General features: G+C 54.7%; 21 protein-coding genes. 7 read left to right on the forward strand and 14 right to left on the reverse strand.

Features of this window, described 5'->3' with window-relative positions:
- Nucleotides 1-145 precede the first annotated feature (145 nt).
- On the reverse strand, nt 146-1,129 hold the full coding sequence (zntB, locus tag ACA373_RS04660) for a zinc transporter ZntB (protein WP_253453929.1): 984 nt from the start codon (nt 1,127-1,129) through the stop codon (nt 146-148).
- Between the two features lie 321 nt (nt 1,130-1,450).
- Between zntB and bglF the strand changes: the two genes are divergently transcribed.
- The 3 genes from bglF to ACA373_RS04675 all read left to right on the forward strand — a co-directional run bounded on the left by bglF (nt 1,451) and on the right by ACA373_RS04675 (nt 6,212).
- Nucleotides 1,451-3,328, forward strand: a complete 1,878-nt coding sequence (gene bglF / locus ACA373_RS04665; protein WP_253453927.1) for a PTS beta-glucoside transporter subunit IIABC — start codon at nt 1,451-1,453, stop codon at nt 3,326-3,328.
- Nucleotides 3,329-3,345: 17 nt separating this feature from the next.
- Complete coding sequence (gene ascB / locus ACA373_RS04670; protein WP_369894672.1) at nt 3,346-4,740, forward strand: 6-phospho-beta-glucosidase; 1,395 nt, start codon at nt 3,346-3,348, stop codon at nt 4,738-4,740.
- 95 nt (nt 4,741-4,835) lie between these two features.
- Entirely contained in the window at nt 4,836-6,212 is a 1,377-nt protein-coding gene (locus tag ACA373_RS04675; protein WP_370734081.1) for a carbohydrate porin, read from the forward strand.
- Between the two features lie 223 nt (nt 6,213-6,435).
- On the opposite strand, the gene licT is transcribed toward ACA373_RS04675, so the two are convergent.
- The 3 genes from licT to ACA373_RS04690 form a co-directional block, all read right to left on the reverse strand.
- Nucleotides 6,436-7,299 carry a BglG family transcription antiterminator LicT gene (gene licT, locus ACA373_RS04680; RefSeq protein ID WP_301251672.1) on the reverse strand — a complete coding sequence of 288 codons (864 nt, stop codon included), beginning with the start codon at nt 7,297-7,299 and terminating at the stop codon, nt 6,436-6,438.
- Nucleotides 7,300-7,459: 160 nt separating this feature from the next.
- Nucleotides 7,460-7,789 carry a hypothetical protein gene (locus ACA373_RS04685; RefSeq protein ID WP_301251670.1) on the reverse strand — a complete coding sequence of 110 codons (330 nt, stop codon included), beginning with the start codon at nt 7,787-7,789 and terminating at the stop codon, nt 7,460-7,462.
- A 151-nt stretch (nt 7,790-7,940) separates the two neighbouring features.
- Complete coding sequence (locus tag ACA373_RS04690) at nt 7,941-9,560, reverse strand: ABC transporter substrate-binding protein (RefSeq protein ID WP_370734082.1); 1,620 nt, start codon at nt 9,558-9,560, stop codon at nt 7,941-7,943.
- Between the two features lie 166 nt (nt 9,561-9,726).
- Between ACA373_RS04690 and mpaA the strand changes: the two genes are divergently transcribed.
- Nucleotides 9,727-10,434, forward strand: a complete 708-nt coding sequence (gene mpaA, locus ACA373_RS04695) for a murein tripeptide amidase MpaA (RefSeq protein ID WP_125287670.1) — start codon at nt 9,727-9,729, stop codon at nt 10,432-10,434.
- Here mpaA and ycjG read toward each other — a convergent pair.
- Nucleotides 10,414-11,394, reverse strand: a complete 981-nt coding sequence (ycjG, locus tag ACA373_RS04700) for an L-Ala-D/L-Glu epimerase (RefSeq protein WP_370734083.1) — start codon at nt 11,392-11,394, stop codon at nt 10,414-10,416. The two genes, mpaA and ycjG, sit on opposite strands and share 21 nt — an antisense overlap.
- 158 nt (nt 11,395-11,552) lie before the next feature.
- Here ycjG and tpx point away from each other — a divergent pair, with 158 nt between their 5' ends.
- Nucleotides 11,553-12,056, forward strand: a complete 504-nt coding sequence (gene tpx / locus ACA373_RS04705; RefSeq protein WP_253453915.1) for a thiol peroxidase — start codon at nt 11,553-11,555, stop codon at nt 12,054-12,056.
- A 348-nt stretch (nt 12,057-12,404) separates the two neighbouring features.
- Nucleotides 12,405-13,046 carry an acyl-homoserine-lactone synthase gene (locus ACA373_RS04710; protein ID WP_253453913.1) on the forward strand — a complete coding sequence of 214 codons (642 nt, stop codon included), beginning with the start codon at nt 12,405-12,407 and terminating at the stop codon, nt 13,044-13,046.
- A gap of 3 nt (nt 13,047-13,049) precedes the next feature.
- Here the strand turns inward: ACA373_RS04710 and ACA373_RS04715 are convergent, their stop codons facing one another.
- The 8 genes from ACA373_RS04715 to pspA all read right to left on the reverse strand — a co-directional run bounded on the left by ACA373_RS04715 (nt 13,050) and on the right by pspA (nt 19,827).
- Complete coding sequence (locus ACA373_RS04715; RefSeq protein WP_253453911.1) at nt 13,050-13,766, reverse strand: LuxR family transcriptional regulator; 717 nt, start codon at nt 13,764-13,766, stop codon at nt 13,050-13,052.
- Between the two features lie 393 nt (nt 13,767-14,159).
- Nucleotides 14,160-15,728: a transcriptional regulator TyrR gene (tyrR, locus tag ACA373_RS04720; protein WP_253453909.1), complete on the reverse strand. Its 1,569-nt coding sequence runs from the start codon at nt 15,726-15,728 to the stop codon at nt 14,160-14,162.
- 91 nt (nt 15,729-15,819) lie between these two features.
- Complete coding sequence (locus ACA373_RS04725) at nt 15,820-16,857, reverse strand: TIGR01620 family protein (RefSeq protein ID WP_370734084.1); 1,038 nt, start codon at nt 16,855-16,857, stop codon at nt 15,820-15,822.
- Entirely contained in the window at nt 16,854-18,251 is a 1,398-nt protein-coding gene (locus ACA373_RS04730) for a YcjX family protein (protein ID WP_370734085.1), read from the reverse strand. The genes ACA373_RS04725 and ACA373_RS04730 overlap by 4 nt, the downstream gene beginning before the upstream one ends.
- Nucleotides 18,252-18,300: 49 nt before the next feature.
- The gene (gene pspD, locus ACA373_RS04735) at nt 18,301-18,525 is read right to left on the reverse strand and encodes a phage shock protein PspD (RefSeq protein ID WP_253453899.1); all 225 of its coding nucleotides are present in this window, start codon (nt 18,523-18,525) and stop codon (nt 18,301-18,303) included.
- Between the two features lie 16 nt (nt 18,526-18,541).
- Complete coding sequence (gene pspC, locus ACA373_RS04740; RefSeq protein ID WP_253453896.1) at nt 18,542-18,883, reverse strand: envelope stress response membrane protein PspC; 342 nt, start codon at nt 18,881-18,883, stop codon at nt 18,542-18,544.
- Nucleotides 18,880-19,107, reverse strand: a complete 228-nt coding sequence (gene pspB / locus ACA373_RS04745) for an envelope stress response membrane protein PspB (protein WP_253453894.1) — start codon at nt 19,105-19,107, stop codon at nt 18,880-18,882. Before pspB ends, pspC begins: the two co-directional genes overlap by 4 nt.
- A 54-nt stretch (nt 19,108-19,161) precedes the next feature.
- Nucleotides 19,162-19,827, reverse strand: a complete 666-nt coding sequence (gene pspA / locus ACA373_RS04750) for a phage shock protein PspA (protein ID WP_253453892.1) — start codon at nt 19,825-19,827, stop codon at nt 19,162-19,164.
- Nucleotides 19,828-19,981: 154 nt separating this feature from the next.
- On the opposite strand from pspA, the gene pspF reads away from it, so the two are divergent.
- Complete coding sequence (gene pspF / locus ACA373_RS04755; protein ID WP_253453890.1) at nt 19,982-20,974, forward strand: phage shock protein operon transcriptional activator; 993 nt, start codon at nt 19,982-19,984, stop codon at nt 20,972-20,974.
- 6 nt (nt 20,975-20,980) lie between these two features.
- Here pspF and ACA373_RS04760 read toward each other — a convergent pair whose 3' ends face one another.
- On the reverse strand, nt 20,981-21,502 hold the full coding sequence (locus tag ACA373_RS04760; protein WP_253453888.1) for an O-acetyl-ADP-ribose deacetylase: 522 nt from the start codon (nt 21,500-21,502) through the stop codon (nt 20,981-20,983).
- Nucleotides 21,503-21,591: the final 89 nt, after the last annotated feature.

Here is a 21,591-nt window from a genome sequence, read left to right on the forward strand (position 1 = left end):
TAAGACAATATGGAGCGCAACGCCCATCGCTTGACGTTGCATTCACCTGCGAGAAAGAGTTTGCCCCAGCCGTCTGCTCCTTTTATTGATATCGATCAGCTTTATTGCCCCTTTTTGCGCTTTATCGCGGCAGAGTGGCGGTAAATTACAGCCATTTACGGCGACGTAACCACCAGGCAACGCCAAGCACTAGCGCCACTAACAAAAAGCAGAAGGTGGCAAAGCCGAAGCGCCACTCGCCGCCCGGGATGCCGCCAAGGTTGACGCCAAACAGGCCGGTGAGAAAGGTTGTCGGTAAAAAGACCATCGCCAGCAGCGACATGGTATAGGTGCGACGGTTCATCGCTTCCGCCATCACCGTGCTGATTTCATCCGACAAGACTGCCGTGCGCGCCACGCTGGCATCCAGGTCGTCCAGCCCACGACCCAGCCTGTCGGCGATATCCTGCATGCGTCGTCGATCGTCATCGCTCATCCACGGCAGCCTTTCACTGGCGATACGCGAAAATACGTCGCGCTGAGGCGCCATATAGCGCCGCATAATAATCAGCTGTTTACGGATCAGCGCCAGCTCGCCTCTGGGCGGCACCTGCTGATCGACTACCGCATCTTCCAGTTCGATAATTTTATCGTGTAGGTCCTCAATAAACTCGCTGGTGTGATCGGTTAAGGCGTCGCAAACGTCCACCAGCCAGCCGCCGCCGTTGGTGGGGCCGTTGCCGTTTTGCAGATCGGTCAGCACTTCATCAATAGCGAACACCTTACGCTGGCGGGTAGAAACAATGAGCCGGTCATTAATAAATACCCGCACAACCACCAGCTGATCGGGACGCGATTCGGTATTCAGGTTGACGCTGCGCAGCGTAATCATCGTTCCGTCGCCCAGACGATTGACTCTTGGGCGCATACTGTCGCCGCCCAGGGCGTCACGCACGGCATCCGGGAGCAGCGGCGTGGACATCAGCCATTCTGCGCTTTCCCGGTGGGTGTAATTCAGGTGCAGCCAGCAGGGCTTGTCACAGTGAATTACGTCTTTATCATCAATCGGGATCAGTCCGCCCTTTCCGTCCAGCTGGCAGGAAATAATGGCGTCCGATACCTGTAAGGCCTTGCCTGCTATGCTTTCCACAACCTTTCCTCGCAGCATAATCAATGCGATACAGTCTAGCCTGCGCGAATGCCAATGCAAAACCTCCTTTCTGAGCACACAGGTTAAAAAGCGTGTCAGTGTGCAAATAAAATTCGATCCGCCTCACGATTCAGTCATCAACCCATCGCCGATGCTTGTTATTTGTTCGCCTTTAAGAAACTATCCTGAATGCTAATCAGGGTTGTCACTGTCTACGCAGGCAAAACCTGAACCGCTTATTTTCATGCCCGTGGCGAAAATAAGCGGTTCAGGTTTTTTTTTGGTTTTTTTCAGTTAAGGCGAAGGTGCAGGGAGCGTTTTATGAACTATCAGCAGCTGGCCCAACAAATTCTGCAAGGCGTGGGCGGCCGGGAAAACATAGCGTCACTGGTACACTGCGCGACCCGACTGCGCTTCAGGCTTAAATCCGTAGCGCTGGCCGATACGGCCTCGCTAAAAAACAATCCGGGAATTATTACGATCGTCGAGAGCGGCGGTCAGTATCAGGTGGTGATAGGCAATCATGTCGGCGACGTCTATCAGGCGCTGTTGAGCGAAGGCGGCTTAAGTGAAGGCGAACAGGCTGCCGCTGCGCCCGTAAAACTGTCTCTCTTTAATCGTTTTATCGATATCGTTTCGGGCATTTTCACCCCGTTCCTTGGCGTAATGGCCGCTTCCGGCGTGCTGAAAGGCCTGCTGGCGCTGGCGCTGGCGATCGGGCTGCTGCAGGAGCAGAGCGGCAGCTATCGGGTTCTTTTCGTCGCCAGCGATGCGCTGTTTTATTTTTTCCCCCTCGTGCTCGGCTACTGTGCCGGTAAAAAATTCGGCGGCAACCCTTTTACGTCGATGGCGATTGGCGCTGCGCTGGTGCATCCCTTAATGCTGGAAGCCTTTAATCAGGCGCAAAGCGGCGAAGCGCCGCTCTCCTTTTTCGGCGTTCCTCTGATCCTTATCAATTACGCTTCGTCGGTGATCCCCATTTTACTCGCCGCCTGGGTCGCCAGCCTGCTGGAGAAAATGGTTAATTCGCGCCTGCCGGATGCCATCCGGAATTTTATTACGCCGCTGCTTTGTCTGGGGGTGGTGGTGCCGCTGAGCTTTTTAGTTATCGGTCCGGTCGCCACCTGGCTCAGTAACCAGCTGGCCGACGGCTATCTGTGGATTTACGCCCTGAGTCCGCTGATCGCCGGGCTTTTCCTCGGCGGTTTCTGGCAGGTGCTGGTTATTTTTGGCCTGCACTGGGGGCTGGTGCCGCTGATGATTAATAACCTCAGCATGCATAGCCAGGACTTTATGATGCCGCTGCTGTTCGCCGCCGTAATGGGCCAGAGCGGCGCAACGCTGGGCGTGCTGCTGCGAACCCGCGATCGCAGGCTGAAAGGCATTGCCGCTTCCGCCTTCAGCGCCACCATTTTTGGCATTACCGAGCCGGCGGTTTATGGCGTTACTCTGCCTAACCGCCGTCCCTTTATTTTTGGCTGTATCGGCGGTGCGCTGGGCGCGGCGCTGATCGGTTTTTACCATGCCAGCGTTTATTCGTTTGGACTGGCCAGCATCTTTACGATTTTTCAGAGCGTGCCTAAAACGGGCATTGATATCACCGTTTATGCCGTGCTGGCAGGGGCCCTGCTGTCGCTGATTTTTGCGGCCGTCGCCACTTACTTTTTCGGTCTTGCTCCACAGCAGGAAACCGAAACCCTCGTCGATGCGACGCCGGAGCCTCCCCCGGAAAAGCTGACGCACACCTTTACCCTGACCAGCCCGCTAAGCGGCAAAGTAGTGCCGCTGGAACAGATCGCCGACGAAACCTTTGCCAGCGGCCTGCTGGGGAAAGGCGTAGGGATTGTGCCCGACTGCGGTCGTGTCGTTTCCCCACTGGACGGTCGCGTGGCTTCGCTGTTTCGCACCGGACACGCGATTGGCCTGATCGCCGAAAACGGCGTGGAGCTGCTGATCCACGTCGGGCTGGATACGGTACAGCTGAACGGCAACTATTTCACCGTTCACGTGGCGCAGGATCAGCCGGTGCGCCGTGGGGAGCTGCTCATTGAGTTCGATCTTCCGGCCCTGCGTGAAGCCGGTTATGACCTGACCACGCCCGTCATCATCAGCAACAGCGACGACTATCTTGACGTGCTTCCCGCCAGCGATCGGGAACAGGTAGCGGAAAACGGCGCGTTGCTGAAGCTGATTATGTAACTGCTTAAGGAGCAATTATGCATACATTTCCACAAAACTTTCTTTGGGGCGGCGCGATGGCCGCTAATCAGGTTGAGGGAGCATGGCGGGAAGGTGGTAAAGGCCTGTCGACCTCCGATCTGCAACCGCACGGCATTTTTGGCGAACGCGTTGCGCGCCAGCCGGGCGATTTTAACATCAAGGATATTGCCATCGATTTTTATCATCGCTATCCGGAAGATATCCGGCTGTTCGCCGAAATGGGCTTCACGGTGTTACGCATCTCCATCGCCTGGACACGCATTTTCCCACAGGGCGACGAGGAGCAACCCTGCGAGGCCGGACTGGCTTTTTACGATCGCCTGTTTGACGAGATGGCTAAATATAATATTGCGCCGATGGTGACGCTTTCGCATTACGAAATGCCCTACGGCCTGGTCAGCAACTACGGCGGCTGGGGCAATCGTCAAACAATTGTTTTTTTTGAACGCTATGCCCGCACGGTATTTGAGCGCTACAGGCACAAAGTAAAATACTGGCTTACCTTTAATGAGATCAATATGTCACTGCATGCGCCTTTCACCGGCGTAGGCCTGCCGGAAAACAGCAGCAGGCAGGCGATATACCAGGCCATTCACCATCAGCTGGTGGCAAGCGCACGGGCAGTAAAAGCCTGCCATCAAATTGTGTCTGAAGGCAAAATCGGCAATATGCTGCTGGGCGGCCTGCTTTATCCTCTGACCTGCCGTCCTGAAGATATGCTCGAAGCGCTACAAAAAAATCGTGAATGGCTGTTCTTTGGCGATGTACAGGCGCGCGGCGCTTACCCACCCTATATGGCACGCTTTTTTAAACAGCAAGGTATCGAAATAGCTATCAGCGAGCAGGACAACATCGATCTGCGCGAACCCGTTGATTTTATCTCCTTCAGTTATTACATGAGCGGCTGCGCCACGGCGGATAAAACAGCGGCCCTGGCGCGTGGCAACGTGCTGGATATGGTGCCGAACCCACATCTTCCCGCCTCTGAATGGGGATGGCAGATCGACCCGCAGGGACTGCGGCTGCTGCTGAATATGCTTGCCGATCGCTATCAAAAGCCGCTGTTTATCGTGGAGAACGGCCTGGGCGCCAGGGATAAGGCAGAAGCGGATGGCGCAATCAACGACGATTATCGCATCGCTTATCTGAACGATCATCTGGTGCAGGTGCGTGAAGCCATTAAAGACGGCGTGGAGGTCTGGGGCTATACCAGCTGGGGGCCAATTGATTTAGTGAGCGCCTCGAAAGCCGAGTTTTCCAAACGCTACGGTTTTATCTATGTCGATCGCGACGACCAGGGAAACGGTACGCTGGCGCGCAGGCCCAAAAAGAGTTTTTGGTGGTATCGCGAGGTTATAAAAACCCAGGGTGCCTCTCTGAGCCAGCGGTGAATAAATCCAGGCCGGACATGCTCAATCCGGAGGGCAGTTAACGCCTTCCGGCAATGTCGTTAATAGCCTGCCTGAATCGGTTAAAGGAATAACGGATGAGAAAGATCGCTTACACCTTTAAATTCAGAACGCTCATTACGCCAATCGTTTTTGGCCTGATGGTTTCAGGCCCGCCCGCTTACGCCAGCGAAGCCTGGCAGGGAGAGGCCCTGGGCTTTGTTCCTTCCACGCCAGGGCTGCTCGGCGATATGGGTGGGGTAAGACCGGTTCTGGAGGCGGATGGTTTCCATTTCAACCTCGGCTATTTAAGTCAGGTTGCTTATAATGCTGCCGGTGGTTACAACCACGATCGTCATGCAGCCTATATCGATCAGTTTTCGCTGACGTTCGGGCAGGATCTTGAAGACCTGACGAATATTGCCGATGCCAAAATCGAGGGCAATATTGTTAATCGCAATCACGATGACAGCCTGACCTTTAAACGATTACAGGATCCCAGGGTCAGCGCTAACGATATTGCTCAGGAAAGCTCTGGCCGGGGTTCCATCACCCGTCTGGGCTGGTTAACTTTCGCCCGGACCTTTCACGATCGCCGTCTGCACTGGCGCATTGGTATGATGAACAAGGTGCAGGATTTCGATCAAATAATCCCCTGTGACTTTCAGCTACTTTCGCAGTGCGGCGGCAAATCAGCTAACTCTTTTACCTGGTATAACTGGAACGTGCATTACTGGGGAACCACGCTGCAATATAAGCTTAACAATGAGCTGACCTTAAAAAGCGGCATAATGGAGCAGAACCCAAATGCTGAGTCGCGCGGCCATGCCTGGAGCGGGTCAACCAGAGGCAGCAAAGGCGTGGTGCTGCCGTTGGAGCTGGAAATAAAAACTCGCATAAATAACCTGCCCGGAATTTATAACCTGGGCCTGCTGTTTACCAATGCGCCGCAAACCGATTTTTATGCCGGAAAGTCCCAGGCTACCGGCGCTGACGATGCGGAAGGTTATCGTAGCCATCATCGAACCTGGTTTCTGTACGGCGGCTTTAACCAGCAGCTTACCCGACACAAAGACGATGCCACCCGCGGGCTGAGCTCTTCATTCAGTATGAGTTTAAGCGATAGGCGCAGTAACCTGCTGCGTCGGGTCGCAGCCGTTTCGTTACGCTATCACGGCCTGGCCGATGCACGGCCCGATGACTGGCTGGGACTGGGCGCTACATGGATTGAAATAAGCAAGGATTACCGCCGGAACCAGCAATACCTTAACGAGCTACAGGGAACACACGACGATGTCGATGCGCTTTATCACCCTCTTCCTGGTCACACCGTCAACGCCGAGCTCTACTATCGCCTGCGTGCGACCTCGTGGTTGGAGGTTCAGCCAGTAGTGCAATACTGGCACCGTCCCGGTGCTTTACGGGAAACGCAGGACGCCTGGGTAACAGGAGTAAAAACGGTTATTACTTTCTGATTAAAAACATCGGCACGCCGCGATGAATTTTCCGCCGGTATGGGAGACTTCAGGCGGCGTTCTCTGATAGTGGATTTGTAAGCAGCCCTGATAAGGTTTGAAATCTGTAGCCTGTAATCCATAGCACGTAAGGCATAACTGATAATGCTTACTATAAGCCGCGGCCCGGTATCCCGATACCAGATTTCGTCGCCCTGCTCTTTGTCAGGCCTTCCCTGCGAGCTTACGCCTCATCCTCATGCTCTTCCAGGGCCAGCGTCTCTTTTCTGACCCGCTCAATATGAATGGTCAGAAACATGCGCTCTTCCGTTCCCAGCGTATAGGCATAATTTTTTACGATATGGCGGTCGATCTTCTCAACGCAGCGATAGGCTTGTGGGTAGCGGTTGCGCACCACGTCGTGCAGCGAGCGGTCATCGCTGACCACGCCGTTTTTCCCCAGCATCCGCTGGGCAAAGAACTTAAGATGGGTGACAAAGCGGTTATAGCTCAGCGAGTCGGGCTGATATTCGATCTGCAGATGGTATTTCACGATATCCAAAATTTGCTGCATAAACCGCGTGATGGCGTGTACCTCCGGCATCGCACTATGCAGCTGCGCGTTAACCAGATGCAGCGCAATGAAACCAGCTTCATCTTCTTCAAGACGCACGCCCAGCCGCTTCTCAATAATCGTCAGCGCCGCCAGGCCAAGCTCATATTCTTTAGGGTAAAGCGAGCGGATCTCCCAACGCAGTACGTTGCGCAAGGGAATTTGCTGCTGCTGGCGCTGAAGCGCGAAGTGGATATGATCGGTCAGACCAATCGCCACGCTTTCATGCAGAGCGGTGGTCAGCGCCTGCCTCGCCTGTGCGATAATGCATTCGCTGACGGCAAGCACCTCTGGCGGGATTTCCGTCAGCAGCTCGGCTAACCGCCCTGTCAGCTCGCTGCTTTGCAAGGCAAAGACTTTTTCCACCCGCGTGGGATCCAGCCGCTCGCCCGGTCGTTTCTGAAAGGCCAGCCCGCGCCCCATCACGACCTGCTCTTTGCCCTGTTTATCCAGCACTATCGCCACGTTGTTATTGAGTACTTTGATAATATCCATTTAGTTACCCACAAATAAAAAAACCTGACGGTCGGATCGCGCCGATGTCAGGTTTTGCCTGCAGCGAAGCAGTAGCAATCCAGCCGCTACCATAGATCATTGCGGGTGTAGCTCAAGCGCTGCGTGATGAAACTGTGAGATCTCTCGTAAATCGCGTTTTTCAGCCCGGCAGCGTGGCGGAACATTTGGTTTTTTCCAGTTGTTTCAACTGGATCATCCGCTGGTCAGCATGTTTTTGCGCCAGGCTTTTCGCCACGCCGTTGCCAATGCCGAAGTCACCGATAAAACCCAGCACGGTAAGCCCGCTGAACTCGCCGGTTTTATCAATCTGCTGCTGTACCTGCTGCTGGCTGGCAATTTCCTTTTGCACTGCCGGGCAGTCCAGAGTCGTTTTTTGTACTTCACTCACCGAGGGTGAAGAAGGATAGTGTTTCAACGCGCAGCCGGATAGCAGCACTATTAAAGAAAGCAGCGTAACGATTTTAGTCATAAAGCACCTGATAACGGGGAGTCACTGTCCGTTATTATCTCTCGTCAATCCGATAACGATGCGTAAAGCACCTGCACGATTAGCTGGTTTATTGAGCGTTAGCGAAGAGGCCGCCTGCTATGGCCGGAGCGACAGCTGCTCCGGCGCGTACTTAGTTATGCTTAACGATATAAAGCATCCGGCTGTACGCCACATCCTCCGGATTCGTTATCGGATAACCTTTGACCCAGGGCTTGATCAGGCGGCCGTTAGAGAGTTGATAAAGAGGCGCGATGGGCACCTGATCCGCGAGGATTTGTTCCGCCCGATTGTAATTCTCATTACGGATCCCGGCATTGGTTTCCCGGCTCGCTTTGGTCAGCAAGTCGTCATAGGCCGCATCTTTAAAGCGCGAAATATTGCCGCTGTGGCTGGCGGTCAGCAGGCTCAGAAAAGAGGAAGGCTCATTATAGTCGCCTACCCAGGAAGCGCGGATCACATCGAAACTGCCGCTGTTACGGCTGTCGATATAGGTTTTCCACTCCTGATTCTGTAGCTTCACGTTAACGCCCAGGTTTTTCTTCCACATAGACGCGACGGCGATGGCGACCTTCTGATTGTTTTCAGAGCTGTTATACAGCAGCGTCAGGCTGAGCGGGTGCGTCGGCCCATAGCCCGCCGCCGCCAGCAGCGTTTTAGCCTGAGCGTCCAGCTCTGCCTGAGAATGCTGCTGCAGGAAGCCCGGCTGCGGCTTAAAGCCGTTGGTAACGTCCGGCGTAAAATGCCAGGCGGGTTTCTCGCCGGTGCCCAGCACTTTTTCCGCAATAATACGGCGATCGATACTCCACGAAAGCGCTTTGCGCACGCGCACATCCGCCGTCGGCCCTTTCTGCGTGTTAAAAGCGTAGTAATAAGTGCCCAGCTGATCCGGCGTATACACCTCGTCAGGGATCTGCTTTTTCAGCAGGCCATACATGTTTTTAGGAAAAGATTCGGTAATATCGATATCACCCGCGCGATAGCGTTTGGTCGCGCTTGACTCCTCGTTGATGGGCACGAAAGTCACTTTATTAATGACGCTATGCGCGTTATCCCAATAGCGATCGTTGCGCACCAGCACCAGCTTTTCATTTACCACCCTTTCCTGCAATTTATAGGCGCCGTTGCCTGTCAGCCTGTCGGGCTGCGTCCAGGCAGAGCCCTGCTGCTCCACTACTTTTTGCGGCACCGGATAGAGGCTGAAGTTAGCGGTCAGGCTGACGAAGTAAGGCACGGGCTTGTCCAGCGTCACTTTCAGCCGATGGTCGTCCAGCGCGCTAACCCCCAGCTTATCGGGCGTCATCTCGCCTTTGGTGATAGCGGCGGCGTTAGCGATCCCGGCCAGATCGGCAAACCAGGCGAAGGTGGAGGCGGTTTTCGGGTCGACCAGCCGCCGCCAGCTGTAAACAAAATCGCTGGCGGTCACGGGATCGCCATTCGACCAGCGGGCATCCTTACGCAGCGTGAAAATCCAGGTTTTATTGTCGGTGGTTTGCCACTGGGTCGCCACGCCCGGCACGCTTTCGCCCTGCGCGTTTTGATTGGTCAATCCTTCAAAGAGATCGCGGATAACCTGGATTTCCGGCAGCCCTACCGCCTTAGCGGGATCGAGCGAGGCGGGTTCGTCTTTGATATGCCGAACGATTTCCTGGCGGGCGGCCAGTTCGGTGCCGGCCGGCACCTCTGCGGCGCAGAGAGAAGCGCTGACGCTCAGGGCCAGCAGCGTCAGCGTAAAACGAAAAGCGTTCCTCATCAGGATACCTCAGTCAGGGCAACGGAATTTAGAGGGAACTTTAGCGCAACTGATTGTGATAATTACAGCATTTTCCGGCTCGTCAGTTCACAACACGGAAAACATCCTCCTTTCAGCACGCCGGGTCTGCTATAAAAAGCTTTTAGACAAATCCTCTGGAGTCACTATGCCTCAGAATCATCCACGGCCCCGGCGCGGCAAGCTGGAGGCCGATCGCCTGCGCTATGGCAGCAGCGTGCTGGGCGCCCCCCTGCTCTGGTTTCCCGCACCGAATGCGGATGATGCCAGCGGGCTGATCCTGGCCGGGACACACGGCGACGAAACGGCGGCGGTGATCACCCTTTCCTGCGCCATGCGCACGCTGCACGAAAGGCATCGTCGCCATCACGTGGTGCTGGCGGTTAATCCCGACGGCTGCCAGCTTGGCCTACGGGCAAACGCGCGCGGCGTGGATTTGAACCGTAACTTTCCTGCGGCTAACTGGCAGCCGGGCGAGACAGTTTATCGCTGGAACAGCGCGGCGAATGAACGAGACGTGACGCTTTCCACAGGGGAAAGCGCCGGATCAGAACCGGAAACGCAGGCGCTGTGTGCGCTGATCCATCAGCTCAAACCGGCGTGGGTGGTGAGCTTTCATGAGCCGCTGGCCTGTATTGAGGATCCGCTCGACAGCGAGGCGGGCCGCTGGCTGGCCGAAAAGATGGGGCTGCCGCTGGTCACGTCTGTCGGCTACGCCACGCCAGGCTCGTTCGGCAGCTGGTGCGCCGATTTGGGGCTGCCGGTGATCACCGCCGAGCTGCCGCCCGTTTCGGCAGACGAGGCCAGCGAAAAATATCTGACCGCGCTGGTCGAGCTACTGAGTAAGACTTTCTGAAAGCGCGATTCTGCCGCAGCGGAACGGCAAGGCGGTCACGTCCTGCGCCAGCCAGGTAGGCCCGTCCAGATCGACAAAACGGGCCGTGCCGGCCAGCGGCAGCGCGGCGCGAATGGCTCTGGAGGTGCAAAGCATACAGCCCAGCATCACCTCCAGCCCGGCCGTTTTGGCGGCGGCGGCCAGCGCCAGCGCCTCGGTCAGCCCGCCCGTTTTATCCAGCTTGATGTTAATCATTTCATAACGTCCCGCCAGCTGAGGCAGGCTTTCGCGGGTGTGGCAGCTTTCATCGGCGCAGATCGGCAGCGGATGGATAAAGTTGGCCAGCAGCGCATCGTCCGCCGCCGGTAAGGGCTGCTCAAGCATCACCACGCCCAGATCCGCCAGCAGCTGACAGCGCGCCGCCAGGCCTTCGCTGTGCCAGGACTCATTGGCATCGACGATCAGCGTGGCGTCCGGCACGGCGGTGCGGATAGCCACCAGCCTTTCCGTGATCAGCGCGTTGTCCATTTTGATTTTCAACACCTTCGCGCCGTTCTGCCACAGCGCCAGCGCGCCGCTGGCCATGACTTCCGGCGAGTCGATACTGATGGTCTGAGCCATTTCCACCACATCGGGACGCACAACATGAGTCATCCGCCACAGATCGCTGTTTGCCCTGCGGGTTTCCAGATCCCACAGCGCGGAGTCGATAGCATTACGCGCCGCGCCAGCGGGTAACGCCTGCTGTAGCTGCTCACGCGTCATGCCCTGCTCCAGATCTTTGGTCAGCGCCGTGATTTGCGCCTGCACTGAAGCCGCCGTTTCACTATAGCGCGCATAGGGCGTGGCTTCGCCGGTGCCGACGATCCCCTCTTCCTCCAGTTCCACCACCAGCACGTCCGCTTCGTTGCGGCCGCCGCGTGCGATAACAAAAGGCGCGCGCAACGGCCAGGTTTCCGGCCAGACTTTGACACTTCTCATTAAAGGTTCCTTTTGGCAGAGCAATGATTCTTTCCACACCATAGCCATTCCACGGGGATTTTGACAATAAAGCGGGAAATGTTGTGTTTAGCGCTGTTGGAGTTTAGCCCCATAGCTTACACTCAGACATTCGTTTACCGCGTTAATAAGGAAAAGTTATGACTCAGACCGTACATTTTCAGGGCAATCCGGTCGCCGTGGCAGGCGAGCTGCCGACGCCGGGCCAGACCGCGAAACCATTTACGCTGGTAGCTAAAGATTTTTCTGATGTTTCGCTCTCGCACTATGCGGGCAAGCGCAAGGTGCTGAATATTTTCCCGAGCGTGGATACCGGCGTTTGCGCCGCCTCGGTGCGTAAATTTAATGAGCTTGCCGGAAAGGTAGAAAACACGGTAGTGCTGTGCATTTCTTCCGATCTGCCATTTGCCCAGTCGCGTTTTTGCGGCGCGGAAGGCCTGAATAACGTGGTTACGCTTTCCACCCTGCGTGGTGAGACGTTTAAAGAAGAGTATGGCGTGGCGCTTAACGACGGCGCGCTAAGAGGACTGACGGCGCGTGCCGTCGTCGTGCTGGACGAGCAGGATAAGGTGCTGCATAGCCAGCTGGTCGATGAAATCGCCACCGAGCCGGATTATGACGCCGCGCTGGCCGTGCTGAAGTAATTTAGTAAGCCGGTTAGTAACCGGCTTGTTATTTTTTAGGTTTTTTTATTAGCCACGTTTAATACCTTAGTTTTTCTTAAAAGAAAATACATCTCCGTAAAACCTTACGGTTATCAATTCAAAAATTTTTAAATCTCAATCCTTTTGATAACCGTTAAACTCCCCTGCCATGCAGAAAAATATCTGCACTTCGTCCTGCAACTTATTGTAAGAATGAAATCTTTTTTTCTACATCATAAATCACTCGCAAAAATGATAATTACCATTATCATTTTCAGGTCTCGGCGTCATCTCAGGAAATCAAATTGTGTTGCCGCATATAAACTCAAAATTTATACAGGTAGCATTATGTTTAATATTTATAGCATTAACTATGTAGATCTTTCTTCGAGGGCAAAAATTGATTTGTATACCCTAAGGAAAAGCACTTTTTATGACAGACTTGGATGGGCTGTGACATGTATAAATGGAATGGAAAACGATCAGTTTGATGATGTACAAACAAACTATATTCTTGGTGTTGTCGATCAAGAAATAATATGCGGAACAAGAATAATCCCTATGAGTAATGCTAATATGCTTGAAAAAACATTCTTTAGCTTTTTCAAAGATATCGAAATACCGGAAGGAAAGTATATTGAATCAACACGCTTTTTTGTGGATAAAATGCGCACCAGAAATCTATTAGAATATAACTTCCCCGTCACTAAAATTCTTTTTTTATCGCTAATTAATTTTGCACGGAAACACCAATATGAAGGCATCATTGCTGTAGCCAGTCATGCTATGATGCAAATCATTGAACAATCAGGCTGGAAAATCACAAAACTGAAAACAGGACAGTCAGAGAAGGGCGAGCCTGTCCATTTATTATTAGGACATATTGATGATGAAAGTTGTAGGAAATTAAAAGAGGAAATCCTTGATAAAGAAAAAAAACTTCCTCAAACTTTGTTAGAACAGTGGCCTTTTGTGCTTAATAAGCTTTAATTTTTATCTAACTGGCCTCACAAGTTGAAGTTCCACGCCGAGACGCACTGCGTGCCTTGCATTTGTTACGCCTAACTTTTTAACGATATTAGACATATGAAACTTCACTGTAGTAGTTTTAATACCTAAAATCATTCCCGTTTCAGGGTAAGTTTTCCCCACACTTGTCCAATACAATACTTCATTTTCTCTTTCTGTAAAAAGATCAGTTCCAGATACAGTTTCCTCTTCGTTATCTGGCAATGAATTAAGCGCTAAGTATTTCTCATGGACGGTGGCAAGCAATAAGTCGATGAGAGCTTTATTTTCATTGAGACAGGATTTTATTTCTTCTTTTTTTTCAGGATCAATAATAAAAGAGAGAGTGGCAAGGTTATTTTTATAATCATGCAAAACACAGGTAAAACCATTAATGACACTATGCTTTTTTGCTTTGGCGAATATTCCTGATAAATCAAAATCGTTTCCAACCTTGATTTTCTCGTCCCAGAAGAATGGTGTGAGACGATTCAAAGCCGTAATAACCACGGGATCGGTGTATTGCAGGCTATTTTCTTGATAGTATTTCACCCATTCAGCAGGGTAATTAGTAACATGAAATATACGTGACAGATTTTTTTTAGAAAGGATAACGTAAGCCCATTTTAGCTCACCAAGATGGTGTAGTGCCGCTTCAATAAATTCTTTAATAATATCATTGACTTGAAATTCCATCTTCATTTTCAACCTCCGGCAGTCAGTTTAGAAAATAATAATTTCGGTATTCTTTTTAATATGATACAGACATCCTTTAACATATCACTTTAAGGGCTTACAAATAAATCCTGGCAGCCACATTCACCATCTGTTGCTATTTTTAATCAACCATCTTAATAATAACCCTTGGTAAGGAAATTATGTTAATCATCACCAAGAGTTATACCATCCAGACGAGCTTATTTCTAGATGCCCCCCCTCATTTAGGGGGGCATCTGTTGCCTAACCCCAACACGAGAACCTTGTTACGGTCTTGCCTTAATTGATCAGATAAAATTTATCCGATGTCATTTTATTTTTCTTTAATGACTATGTGATCATATCAGCCATGACTCTTGCTGAACGATCATTAATCAATTATTTCCCTTCGCTGTCCGCTTTTTTACTCAGCCCATATTCCCTCAGCTTGTTGGCGATAGCGGTATGCGAGACGCCAAGCCGTTTCGCCAGCTTGCGCGTGCTGGGATAAGAGAGATAAAGTTTGGTCAGCACCGAACGCTCGAAGCGGCTGGTGATGTCGTCCAGCGATCCTTCCATTGCCTCTTCGCCAAGCTGAATATCCATCGAAAACTCCGGCAGAACGATATCCTGCGGCCGCAGCTCATAACCTTCCAGCTGGGTCAGCGCCCGATAAAGCGCGTTTTTCAGCTGGCGGACGTTGCCGGGCCAGGTATAGCGGCTAAGGAAGGCATTAAGCTGAGGAGAAAGCTTGGGTCTGGCGACGCCCTGCTCGTCGGCGAAACGCGCAACAAACATTTCCGTCAGCGGCAAAATATCCTGAGGGCGATCGCGCAGCGGCGGCAGGTTCAGCGTCAGCACGTTCAGTCGATAAAAGAGATCTTCGCGAAACTCGCCGCGCTGCACCATTTCCGTCAGGTTTTTCTGCGTGGCGCAGATTACCCGCACGTCTACGTGCACTTCATGCTCTTCGCCTACGCGGCGGAAAGTGCCGTCGTTAAGAAAACGCAGCAGCTTGGTTTGCATTCTTGGCGACATCTCGCCTATCTCGTCCAGCAGCACCGAGCCGCCGTTGGCCTGCTCAAAAAAGCCCTTTTTGCCTTCCAGCGCGTTGGGATAGGCGCCGGCGGCATGACCAAACAGCTCGCTTTCCGCCACGTCGTCCGGCAGCGAGGCGCAGTTCAGCGCCAGGAAAGGTTTTTTACCGCGCGCGCTGCGCAGATGGCAGGCGCGTGCCAGCATATCTTTGCCGGTGCCGGTATCGCCTACAATCAGCAGCGGCGCATCCAGCATCGCCAGCTTGCGCGCCTGGTCCACGACCTGACGCATTTTTGGCGTAACCGCCACGATATGCTGGAACTCGCTGTCGTCGTTAACCGCCAGGTTCTGTAGCTGTTGGCCCATTCGGGCGGTGGATTTAAGCATAACTACCGCGCCAGCTGGCCGGTCTGCCTGTTCGTGCTCGCCTGCGGTAAAAATAGGCGTGATTTCCATCAGAAAGTCGCGGCCCTGCAATACCACATGATGCGCCTGCGGCTCAATGCGCTCGTTTTCCAGCCAGCGCTGAAAATTAAAGCCGCCAATCAGCGCGCCTGCGCCGTAGTTACGCATTTTCTCTTCATTAAGCGAAAACAGCGCCTGAGCTGCCGGGTTCGCCAGCTCAATTTTGCTTTTCATATCGATGGAAAACACCGGCTCCGGCAGCGCAATCAGCAGCGCGCTCAGCGCCCGATGCTCGCGTTCGGACGGCAAAAACGCCACCGTGCGCACGTCGGTGACGCTGGGAATACGACGGATTTCCGCCATCAGCTGGCTGAACTGCTCGAAGGGCACAGCTGAAAAGTTAAGATAGATGCGGCCGATTGAGGCAATCTCAATGCCGCGCAGGTCGATGTTCCTTTCAACCAGCAGATCGAGCAGTTCGCGGGTCAGACCAAGTCGGTCGTGGCAAAAGACTTCCAGACGCATGTATAAACCTTTATCAATTCCGGGCGGACATTAATAATACCCCATTGCCGCAGGGGTCAGAAGCGTTCTGGAAGGAAAAGTTGACAGTTGCCTACTTCTGCAACGTCTCTTTCAATTTCACCACCAGGTCGCGGCGGAAATCGCCCAGCCTCGGCTTGTCGCCTTCCAGCCAGGGCAGCGGACGGCATAGCTCCATCGTCTTGATGCCCAGCCGCGCGGTGAGCAGGCCTGCGCCGATGCCCTGCGCGGCGCGAGCGGAGAAGCGCGCGGCAATGTCCTGCGACATCCAGTCCATACCCACTTCCCGCACCAGCTCGGAAGCGCCAGCGAACGCAATGTTTAACAGCACCAGCCGGAACAGACGAATGCGGCTGAAATAGCCCAGCTCGATGCCGTACAGCGCGGCGATACGGTTAACCAGCCGCAGGTTGCGCCAGGCGATAAACGCCATATCCACCAGCGCCAGCGGGCTGACGGCGATCATCAGCGTTGACTCGGCGGCGCTGCGGCCGATTTCGCGTCGCGCCTGGCTATCCAGCATCGGCTGCACTATCTGTGCATAGAGCGCCACGACTTCGCGATCGTTATGCGTTTCGTGCAGCGAGGCATGCCAGCGTTGCAGCGCCGGGTTAGTGCGATCCAGCCCGGCCTGGCGCGCCAGCCTTTCACAAAATTCGCGCCCTTTGCCCATGCTCTGGCTGTTTAACAGCTCGCGGCCGATATCTCGCTCTTCGGCCCGCTCGCGCAGCCGGTAAAGCCGTCGCCACTCGCCTACCAGGGAACCGGCGCCGGCCACGACGATCAGTCCGCCCGCCGCGCAGCCTCCCAGGGCGATCCAGTCCTGCGCCTGCCAGGCCTGATAAGTCCACTGCACACCCTGCGCCGCCACGCTCAGGCCAAACAGCGCCAGACCGGCTTTTACCAGCGTGCGCCACAGGCTACGTTTAGGCCGCAGCGCCGCCTCGACCGCCTTTTCCCCCGCGTCTTCCTCTTCCACATGCGCTTCCGGCTCCGCAGCGATAAAGCTCGCCTCCTGCGGGGTAAAATGTCTGGCGGATTTTATAGCGGCATCTTTTTCCGCGGTCAGCGGCTGCGCAAAGTCGATACGCGGTTTAAGCGGTGCGTTCATCGCAGTTTATCTCCCAGTAAAAATTCCAGCGCCGCGTCCAGACGGATATGCGGCAAAGGCCTGTCTGCGTCCAGCTGCTGCGGCCTGAACTGTTCAAAATGAAACCCCTGCTGCTGCCAGAATGCGTTGCCCGGCAGGCGCGGCGGCACCTCGCCCGGATAGACGGTTAGCGGCTCGTTGTCGGTCAGCCGGTGACCGCGCAGCGCCGGTATCTTTTCGCCCTGATGATCGACAAGCCCGCTTTGCGTAGCCTGCACCGACGCCAGGCCCAGGCACTCCATATCGATACCCTCAAAAGCAGCATTCTGCCATGCATCCTGTACCAGCTGCTGCAACAGTGACACCAGGTTGGCGTGCTGATCGCTGGTAACGTGATCGGATTTGGTGGCGGCAAACAGGAGCTTATCGATTACCGGTGAGAAAAGGCGGCGGAACAGCGTGCGCTGGCCGTAGGAAAAGCTTTGCATCAGCTGCGTCAGCGCCAGCCGCATATCGTTAAACGCCTGTGGCCCGCTGTTAAGCGGCTGCAAACAGTCCACCAGCACGATTTGGCGGTCAAAGCGCAGGAAGTGGTTTTTGTAGAAGTCTTTAACCACGTGCTGGCAATAGTAGTTATAGCGCGCGCGCAGCATCCCGATATTACTGTTGGCATCCGCCTGCGCCAGCCTGGAGGCGTCCGCCTCTTCCGCCTGCGGCCAGGGGAAAAACTGTAAGGCTGGCGCGCCGGCCATATCGCCCGGCAGCACAAAGCGGCCAGGCTGGATAAAGTGCAGCCCTTCCCGTTTACACTTATGCAGGTAGTCTGTCCACGCCGCCGCGATTGCCGCCAGCCGGTTTTCATCCGCAGGCGCAAACGGATCCAGATCGGCGCAAAGCTTGCGCCATGGCGCTGACCAGCTGGCGCGATCGCCATTCAACAGACCCGCCATCTGTCGCGACCAGCCAGGATAGTCCTGCGCCAGCATGGGCAGATCCAGCAGCCATTCGCCGGGGTAGTCGACAATTTCAAGATAAAGCGTGGAGGCATCTTTAAAATGGCGCAGCAAAGATTCCTGCGAGCGATAGCGCAGCGCCAGACGCATTTCGCTGACCCCGCGCGTCGGCGTCGGCCAGGCGGGTGGGTCGCCATACAGCTGCGCCAGGCCTTCATCATAGGTAAAGCGCTGAATACCCATATCGCGCTGTGGCACGCGCTTAACGCCCAGCAGGCGACCTTCACGCGCAGCGGAAAACATCGGCAGACGCGCGTCGGCGTTAACGTTAAGCAGTTGATTGACCAGCGAGGTGATAAAAGCCGTTTTGCCGCTGCGGCTCAGGCCGGTGACGGCGAGGCGCAAATGACGATCTGCGCCCCGGTTCATTAATGAAAGCAGTTCTGTCTGAAGTCGTTTCATTGGTCCATATCCTTAAGGCCGACGGCTCAGAATAGCATAGCCGCGACGTTCAGGGTTTGTTCCAGCGCGCCGTTGCGCCCCGCAGCGCGCGGCGGATAAGCGGCTCCAGCGCCCAGGCTAACAATATTTTCAGCGGCCGACGCGCGACGGATTTCACCGCCCAGCCGGTCAGGCCAGCCGGGCCGTAGCTTAACGCGCCCAGCAGCACGAACTTACCGGCCTTTTTCAGCGTGGGCGCGGCGTTGCGGTGTAAAGCAGATTGCCAGTTACGCATGGTGTTCTCCGGGCGCCTACAGCTGACGGAATCGGCTGCGCACGCTAAAGGTTTCAGAAGTGACGTAGCGTTCTATATCGCGTACGCCTGGCTCTCCGCCGCGCAGCTCCGCCTCCAGCTGGTCTAAAAGCATATGTGCCGTCGGGGCGTTTTCCTCCGCGCTTTGCGGCTTCTCGTCCAGCACAAAGGCCAGCAGAAAATAGGCGATCAGCGTGAGCATAAACAGACCAAAGATCATCGACAGCACGACGATAACCCGCACCAGCCGTACCGGGATATCCAGATAGTCGGCAATCCCGGCGCAGACGCCTTTTACCTTGCCGCGCGCGGGAATGCGGTAAAGTTTCCTGCTGCTCATGGCTGCCTCCAGTTAGGGTGCTCGGCGTCGAGGATCTCCTCCAGCGCCTTGATACGTTCGCGCATCCTGCGGGCATCCTGAGTCAGCTGCTGCAGCCTTTGTAGCTCGCCTTGCGACAGTGTGGCATCACTGTTTTGACGCTTGCTGTAGTGCAGCCATAGCCAGATGGGGGCCACAAACAGCATAAATATCGTCAGCGGGATCGCCAGAAATAACGCGCTCATTCATTCTCCTTGAATTGATATGCCGGGCATTCCGGGGAATGCCACCGGCAAAGATTATTCGCTACGGTTCATTTTTGCCTTCAGCGCCGCCAGCTGCTCAGAGATGGCATCGTCGGCCTGAAGATCGGCGAATTCCTGATCCAGCGTTTTCTTTTTGCCAAAGCTGTGGCTTTCCGCCTCGGCTTCCATATGGTCGATGCGGCGCTCAAAGGATTCAAAACGAGCCATCGCCTCGTCAATTTTACCGCTGTCCAGCTGGCGACGCACGTCGCGGGAAGAAGAAGCGGCCTGATGACGCAGCGTCAACGCCTGCTGACGAGCGCGCGTTTCGCTCAGCTTTTTCTCCAGCTCGCCGATTTCGCCCTTCATACGGGTCAGCGTTTCTTCAACCTGTTCGGCTTCGCGCGTCAGCGAGGCGGTCAGATCGTTCAGTCTTTGTTTCTCAATCAGCGCGGCGCGGGCCAGGTCGTCTTTATCTTTACGCAGCGCCAGCTCCGCTTTCTCCTGCCACTCGGCCTGCTGGATCTCCGCCTGTTCAATGCGGCGCTGCAGCTGCTTTTTCTCTGCCAGCGCGCGGGCTGAAGTGGAACGCACTTCCACCAGCGTATCTTCCATTTCCTGAATCATCAGGCGCACCAGCTTTTGCGGATCCTCTGCTTTTTCCAGCAGCGAATTAATGTTGGCGTTCACGATGTCGGCAAAGCGAGAAAAAATACCCATAATCTTCATCCTCTTAAATTGTTTTGGCGTTACGGGTATTACTATTCAAATCGCGTGCCAACTTTTATCTTATTGATTTTCCTTAATTACGCCGGTTTACAGCCGCGCCTTGTTTCTCTAAAGTGGCGTAATTAACCAATACCTGGTGAAAAAAATGGAAAAAGAAACCCTGCTTGGCGAGTCGAATAACTTTCTGGAGGTGCTGGAGCAGGTTTCACGTCTGGCACCGCTGAATAAGCCGGTGCTGGTTATCGGCGAGCGCGGTACCGGCAAAGAGCTGATCGCCAGCCGGCTGCACTATCTTTCCGAGCGCTGGCAGGGCCCTTTTATTTCATTAAACTGTGCGGCGCTGAACGAGAATCTGCTGGATTCCGAGCTTTTCGGCCACGAAGCCGGCGCGTTTACCGGCGCGCAGAAGCGTCATCTGGGTCGGTTCGAGCGCGCCGACGGCGGTACGCTGTTTCTGGACGAGCTGGCGACGGCGCCGATGCTGGTACAGGAGAAACTGCTGCGGGTGATTGAATATGGGCAGCTGGAACGCGTCGGCGGCAGTCAGCCTTTGCAGGTCAGCGTGCGGCTGGTCTGCGCCACCAACGCCGATTTGCCGCAGCTGGCCGAAGAGGGAAAATTCCGTGCCGATCTGCTGGACAGGCTTGCTTTTGACGTGGTGCAGCTGCCGCCGCTGCGCGAGCGTCGTAGCGATATCCTGGTGATGGCGGAGCATTTTGCTATTCAGATGTGTCGGGAGCTGGGCCTGGCTTTCTTCCCCGGCTTCTCGCCGGGGGCGCGGCAGGCTCTGCTGGACTATGGCTGGCCGGGTAACGTGCGGGAACTAAAAAACGTGGTGGAAAGGTCAGTCTATCGTCACAGCGAAACGGATCAGGAACTGGATACCATTATTATCAATCCTTTCCAGCGCCTGTACGCCGCCCCCACAGCGCCAGCGGCAGAGCGGCTGCCCGCGCTGCCGCTGGATCTCCGCCGCTGGCAGCATCAGCAGGAAAGGGATTTGCTGCAAAAGAGTTTAAAGCAGGCGCTCTACAACCAGCGCCGCGCGGCGGATTTGCTGGGCGTTACCTATCATCAGCTGCGCGCAATGATGAAAAAGCACAACGTGGAAATCGGCGCTGAAGACGGCGAGGTATAGGCCATTTTAGCCGCGCTGCTGGAGCAAATTGTGCCAGATAGCGTAACTCTCCTGCTCAAAGCAGACGATATTGACCTGTTCTACCGCCTCGTGCAGCCTGGCGGAGATTGCTTCAAAGGCAATTTCTGCCGCCAGCGTTTTGGGGAAACGATAGATGCCGGTGCTGATATTAGGAAATGAAACGGATTTAATTTTATGCTCGTCAATCAGGTCGAAGCAGCGGTGATAAGCGCTACGTAACAGGTCAGGCTCGCCGTTTTGCCCGCCGTTCCACACCGGCCCTACGGTATGGATAACGTAACGGGCAGGCAGGTTGCCCGCTCCCGTTATTACGGCATCGCCTTCTTTACAGCCGCCCTGTCGCGCGCGGATCGCCCTGCACTCTTCCAGAATCGATTTTCCCCCGGCGCGATGTATCGCGCCATCCACGCCGCCGCCGCCCAGCAGCGACGAGTTAGCCGCGTTGACCATCGCCTCGACGGGAATTTGCGTGATATCACCCTGTAATAATTTGATTTTATCAGACATAAGCGCCTCCTTTTAGCTACCAGTATAGTCGGCCGTGGCCTCTCTTTCACCGCGGCACGATCGTAGACCGCCGCAAAATGCGCAAAAAA

The sequence above is a fragment of the Erwinia sp. STN24 genome, assembly GCF_041320675.1.
GTDB classification, from domain to species: domain Bacteria; phylum Pseudomonadota; class Gammaproteobacteria; order Enterobacterales; family Enterobacteriaceae; genus Erwinia; species Erwinia aeris.

Bases quoted from the DNA above. Each gene is read 5' to 3' on its own strand.
- bglF (WP_253453927.1), top strand. From the start codon at position 1,451: ATGAACTATCAGCAGCTGGCCCAACAAATTCTGCAAGGCGTGGGCGGC.
- ascB (WP_369894672.1), top strand. From the start codon at position 3,346: ATGCATACATTTCCACAAAACTTTCTTTGGGGCGGCGCGATGGCCGCT.
- ACA373_RS04675 (WP_370734081.1), top strand. From the start codon at position 4,836: ATGAGAAAGATCGCTTACACCTTTAAATTCAGAACGCTCATTACGCCA.
- licT (WP_301251672.1), bottom strand. From the start codon at position 7,299: ATGGATATTATCAAAGTACTCAATAACAACGTGGCGATAGTGCTGGAT.
- ACA373_RS04685 (WP_301251670.1), bottom strand. From the start codon at position 7,789: ATGACTAAAATCGTTACGCTGCTTTCTTTAATAGTGCTGCTATCCGGC.
- ACA373_RS04690 (WP_370734082.1), bottom strand. From the start codon at position 9,560: ATGAGGAACGCTTTTCGTTTTACGCTGACGCTGCTGGCCCTGAGCGTC.
- mpaA (WP_125287670.1), top strand. From the start codon at position 9,727: ATGCCTCAGAATCATCCACGGCCCCGGCGCGGCAAGCTGGAGGCCGAT.
- ycjG (WP_370734083.1), bottom strand. From the start codon at position 11,394: ATGAGAAGTGTCAAAGTCTGGCCGGAAACCTGGCCGTTGCGCGCGCCT.
- tpx (WP_253453915.1), top strand. From the start codon at position 11,553: ATGACTCAGACCGTACATTTTCAGGGCAATCCGGTCGCCGTGGCAGGC.
- ACA373_RS04710 (WP_253453913.1), top strand. From the start codon at position 12,405: ATGTTTAATATTTATAGCATTAACTATGTAGATCTTTCTTCGAGGGCA.
- ACA373_RS04715 (WP_253453911.1), bottom strand. From the start codon at position 13,766: ATGAAGATGGAATTTCAAGTCAATGATATTATTAAAGAATTTATTGAA.
- tyrR (WP_253453909.1), bottom strand. From the start codon at position 15,728: ATGCGTCTGGAAGTCTTTTGCCACGACCGACTTGGTCTGACCCGCGAA.
- ACA373_RS04725 (WP_370734084.1), bottom strand. From the start codon at position 16,857: ATGAACGCACCGCTTAAACCGCGTATCGACTTTGCGCAGCCGCTGACC.
- ACA373_RS04730 (WP_370734085.1), bottom strand. From the start codon at position 18,251: ATGAAACGACTTCAGACAGAACTGCTTTCATTAATGAACCGGGGCGCA.
- pspD (WP_253453899.1), bottom strand. From the start codon at position 18,525: ATGCGTAACTGGCAATCTGCTTTACACCGCAACGCCGCGCCCACGCTG.
- pspC (WP_253453896.1), bottom strand. From the start codon at position 18,883: ATGAGCAGCAGGAAACTTTACCGCATTCCCGCGCGCGGCAAGGTAAAA.
- pspB (WP_253453894.1), bottom strand. From the start codon at position 19,107: ATGAGCGCGTTATTTCTGGCGATCCCGCTGACGATATTTATGCTGTTT.
- pspA (WP_253453892.1), bottom strand. From the start codon at position 19,827: ATGGGTATTTTTTCTCGCTTTGCCGACATCGTGAACGCCAACATTAAT.
- pspF (WP_253453890.1), top strand. From the start codon at position 19,982: ATGGAAAAAGAAACCCTGCTTGGCGAGTCGAATAACTTTCTGGAGGTG.
- ACA373_RS04760 (WP_253453888.1), bottom strand. From the start codon at position 21,502: ATGTCTGATAAAATCAAATTATTACAGGGTGATATCACGCAAATTCCC.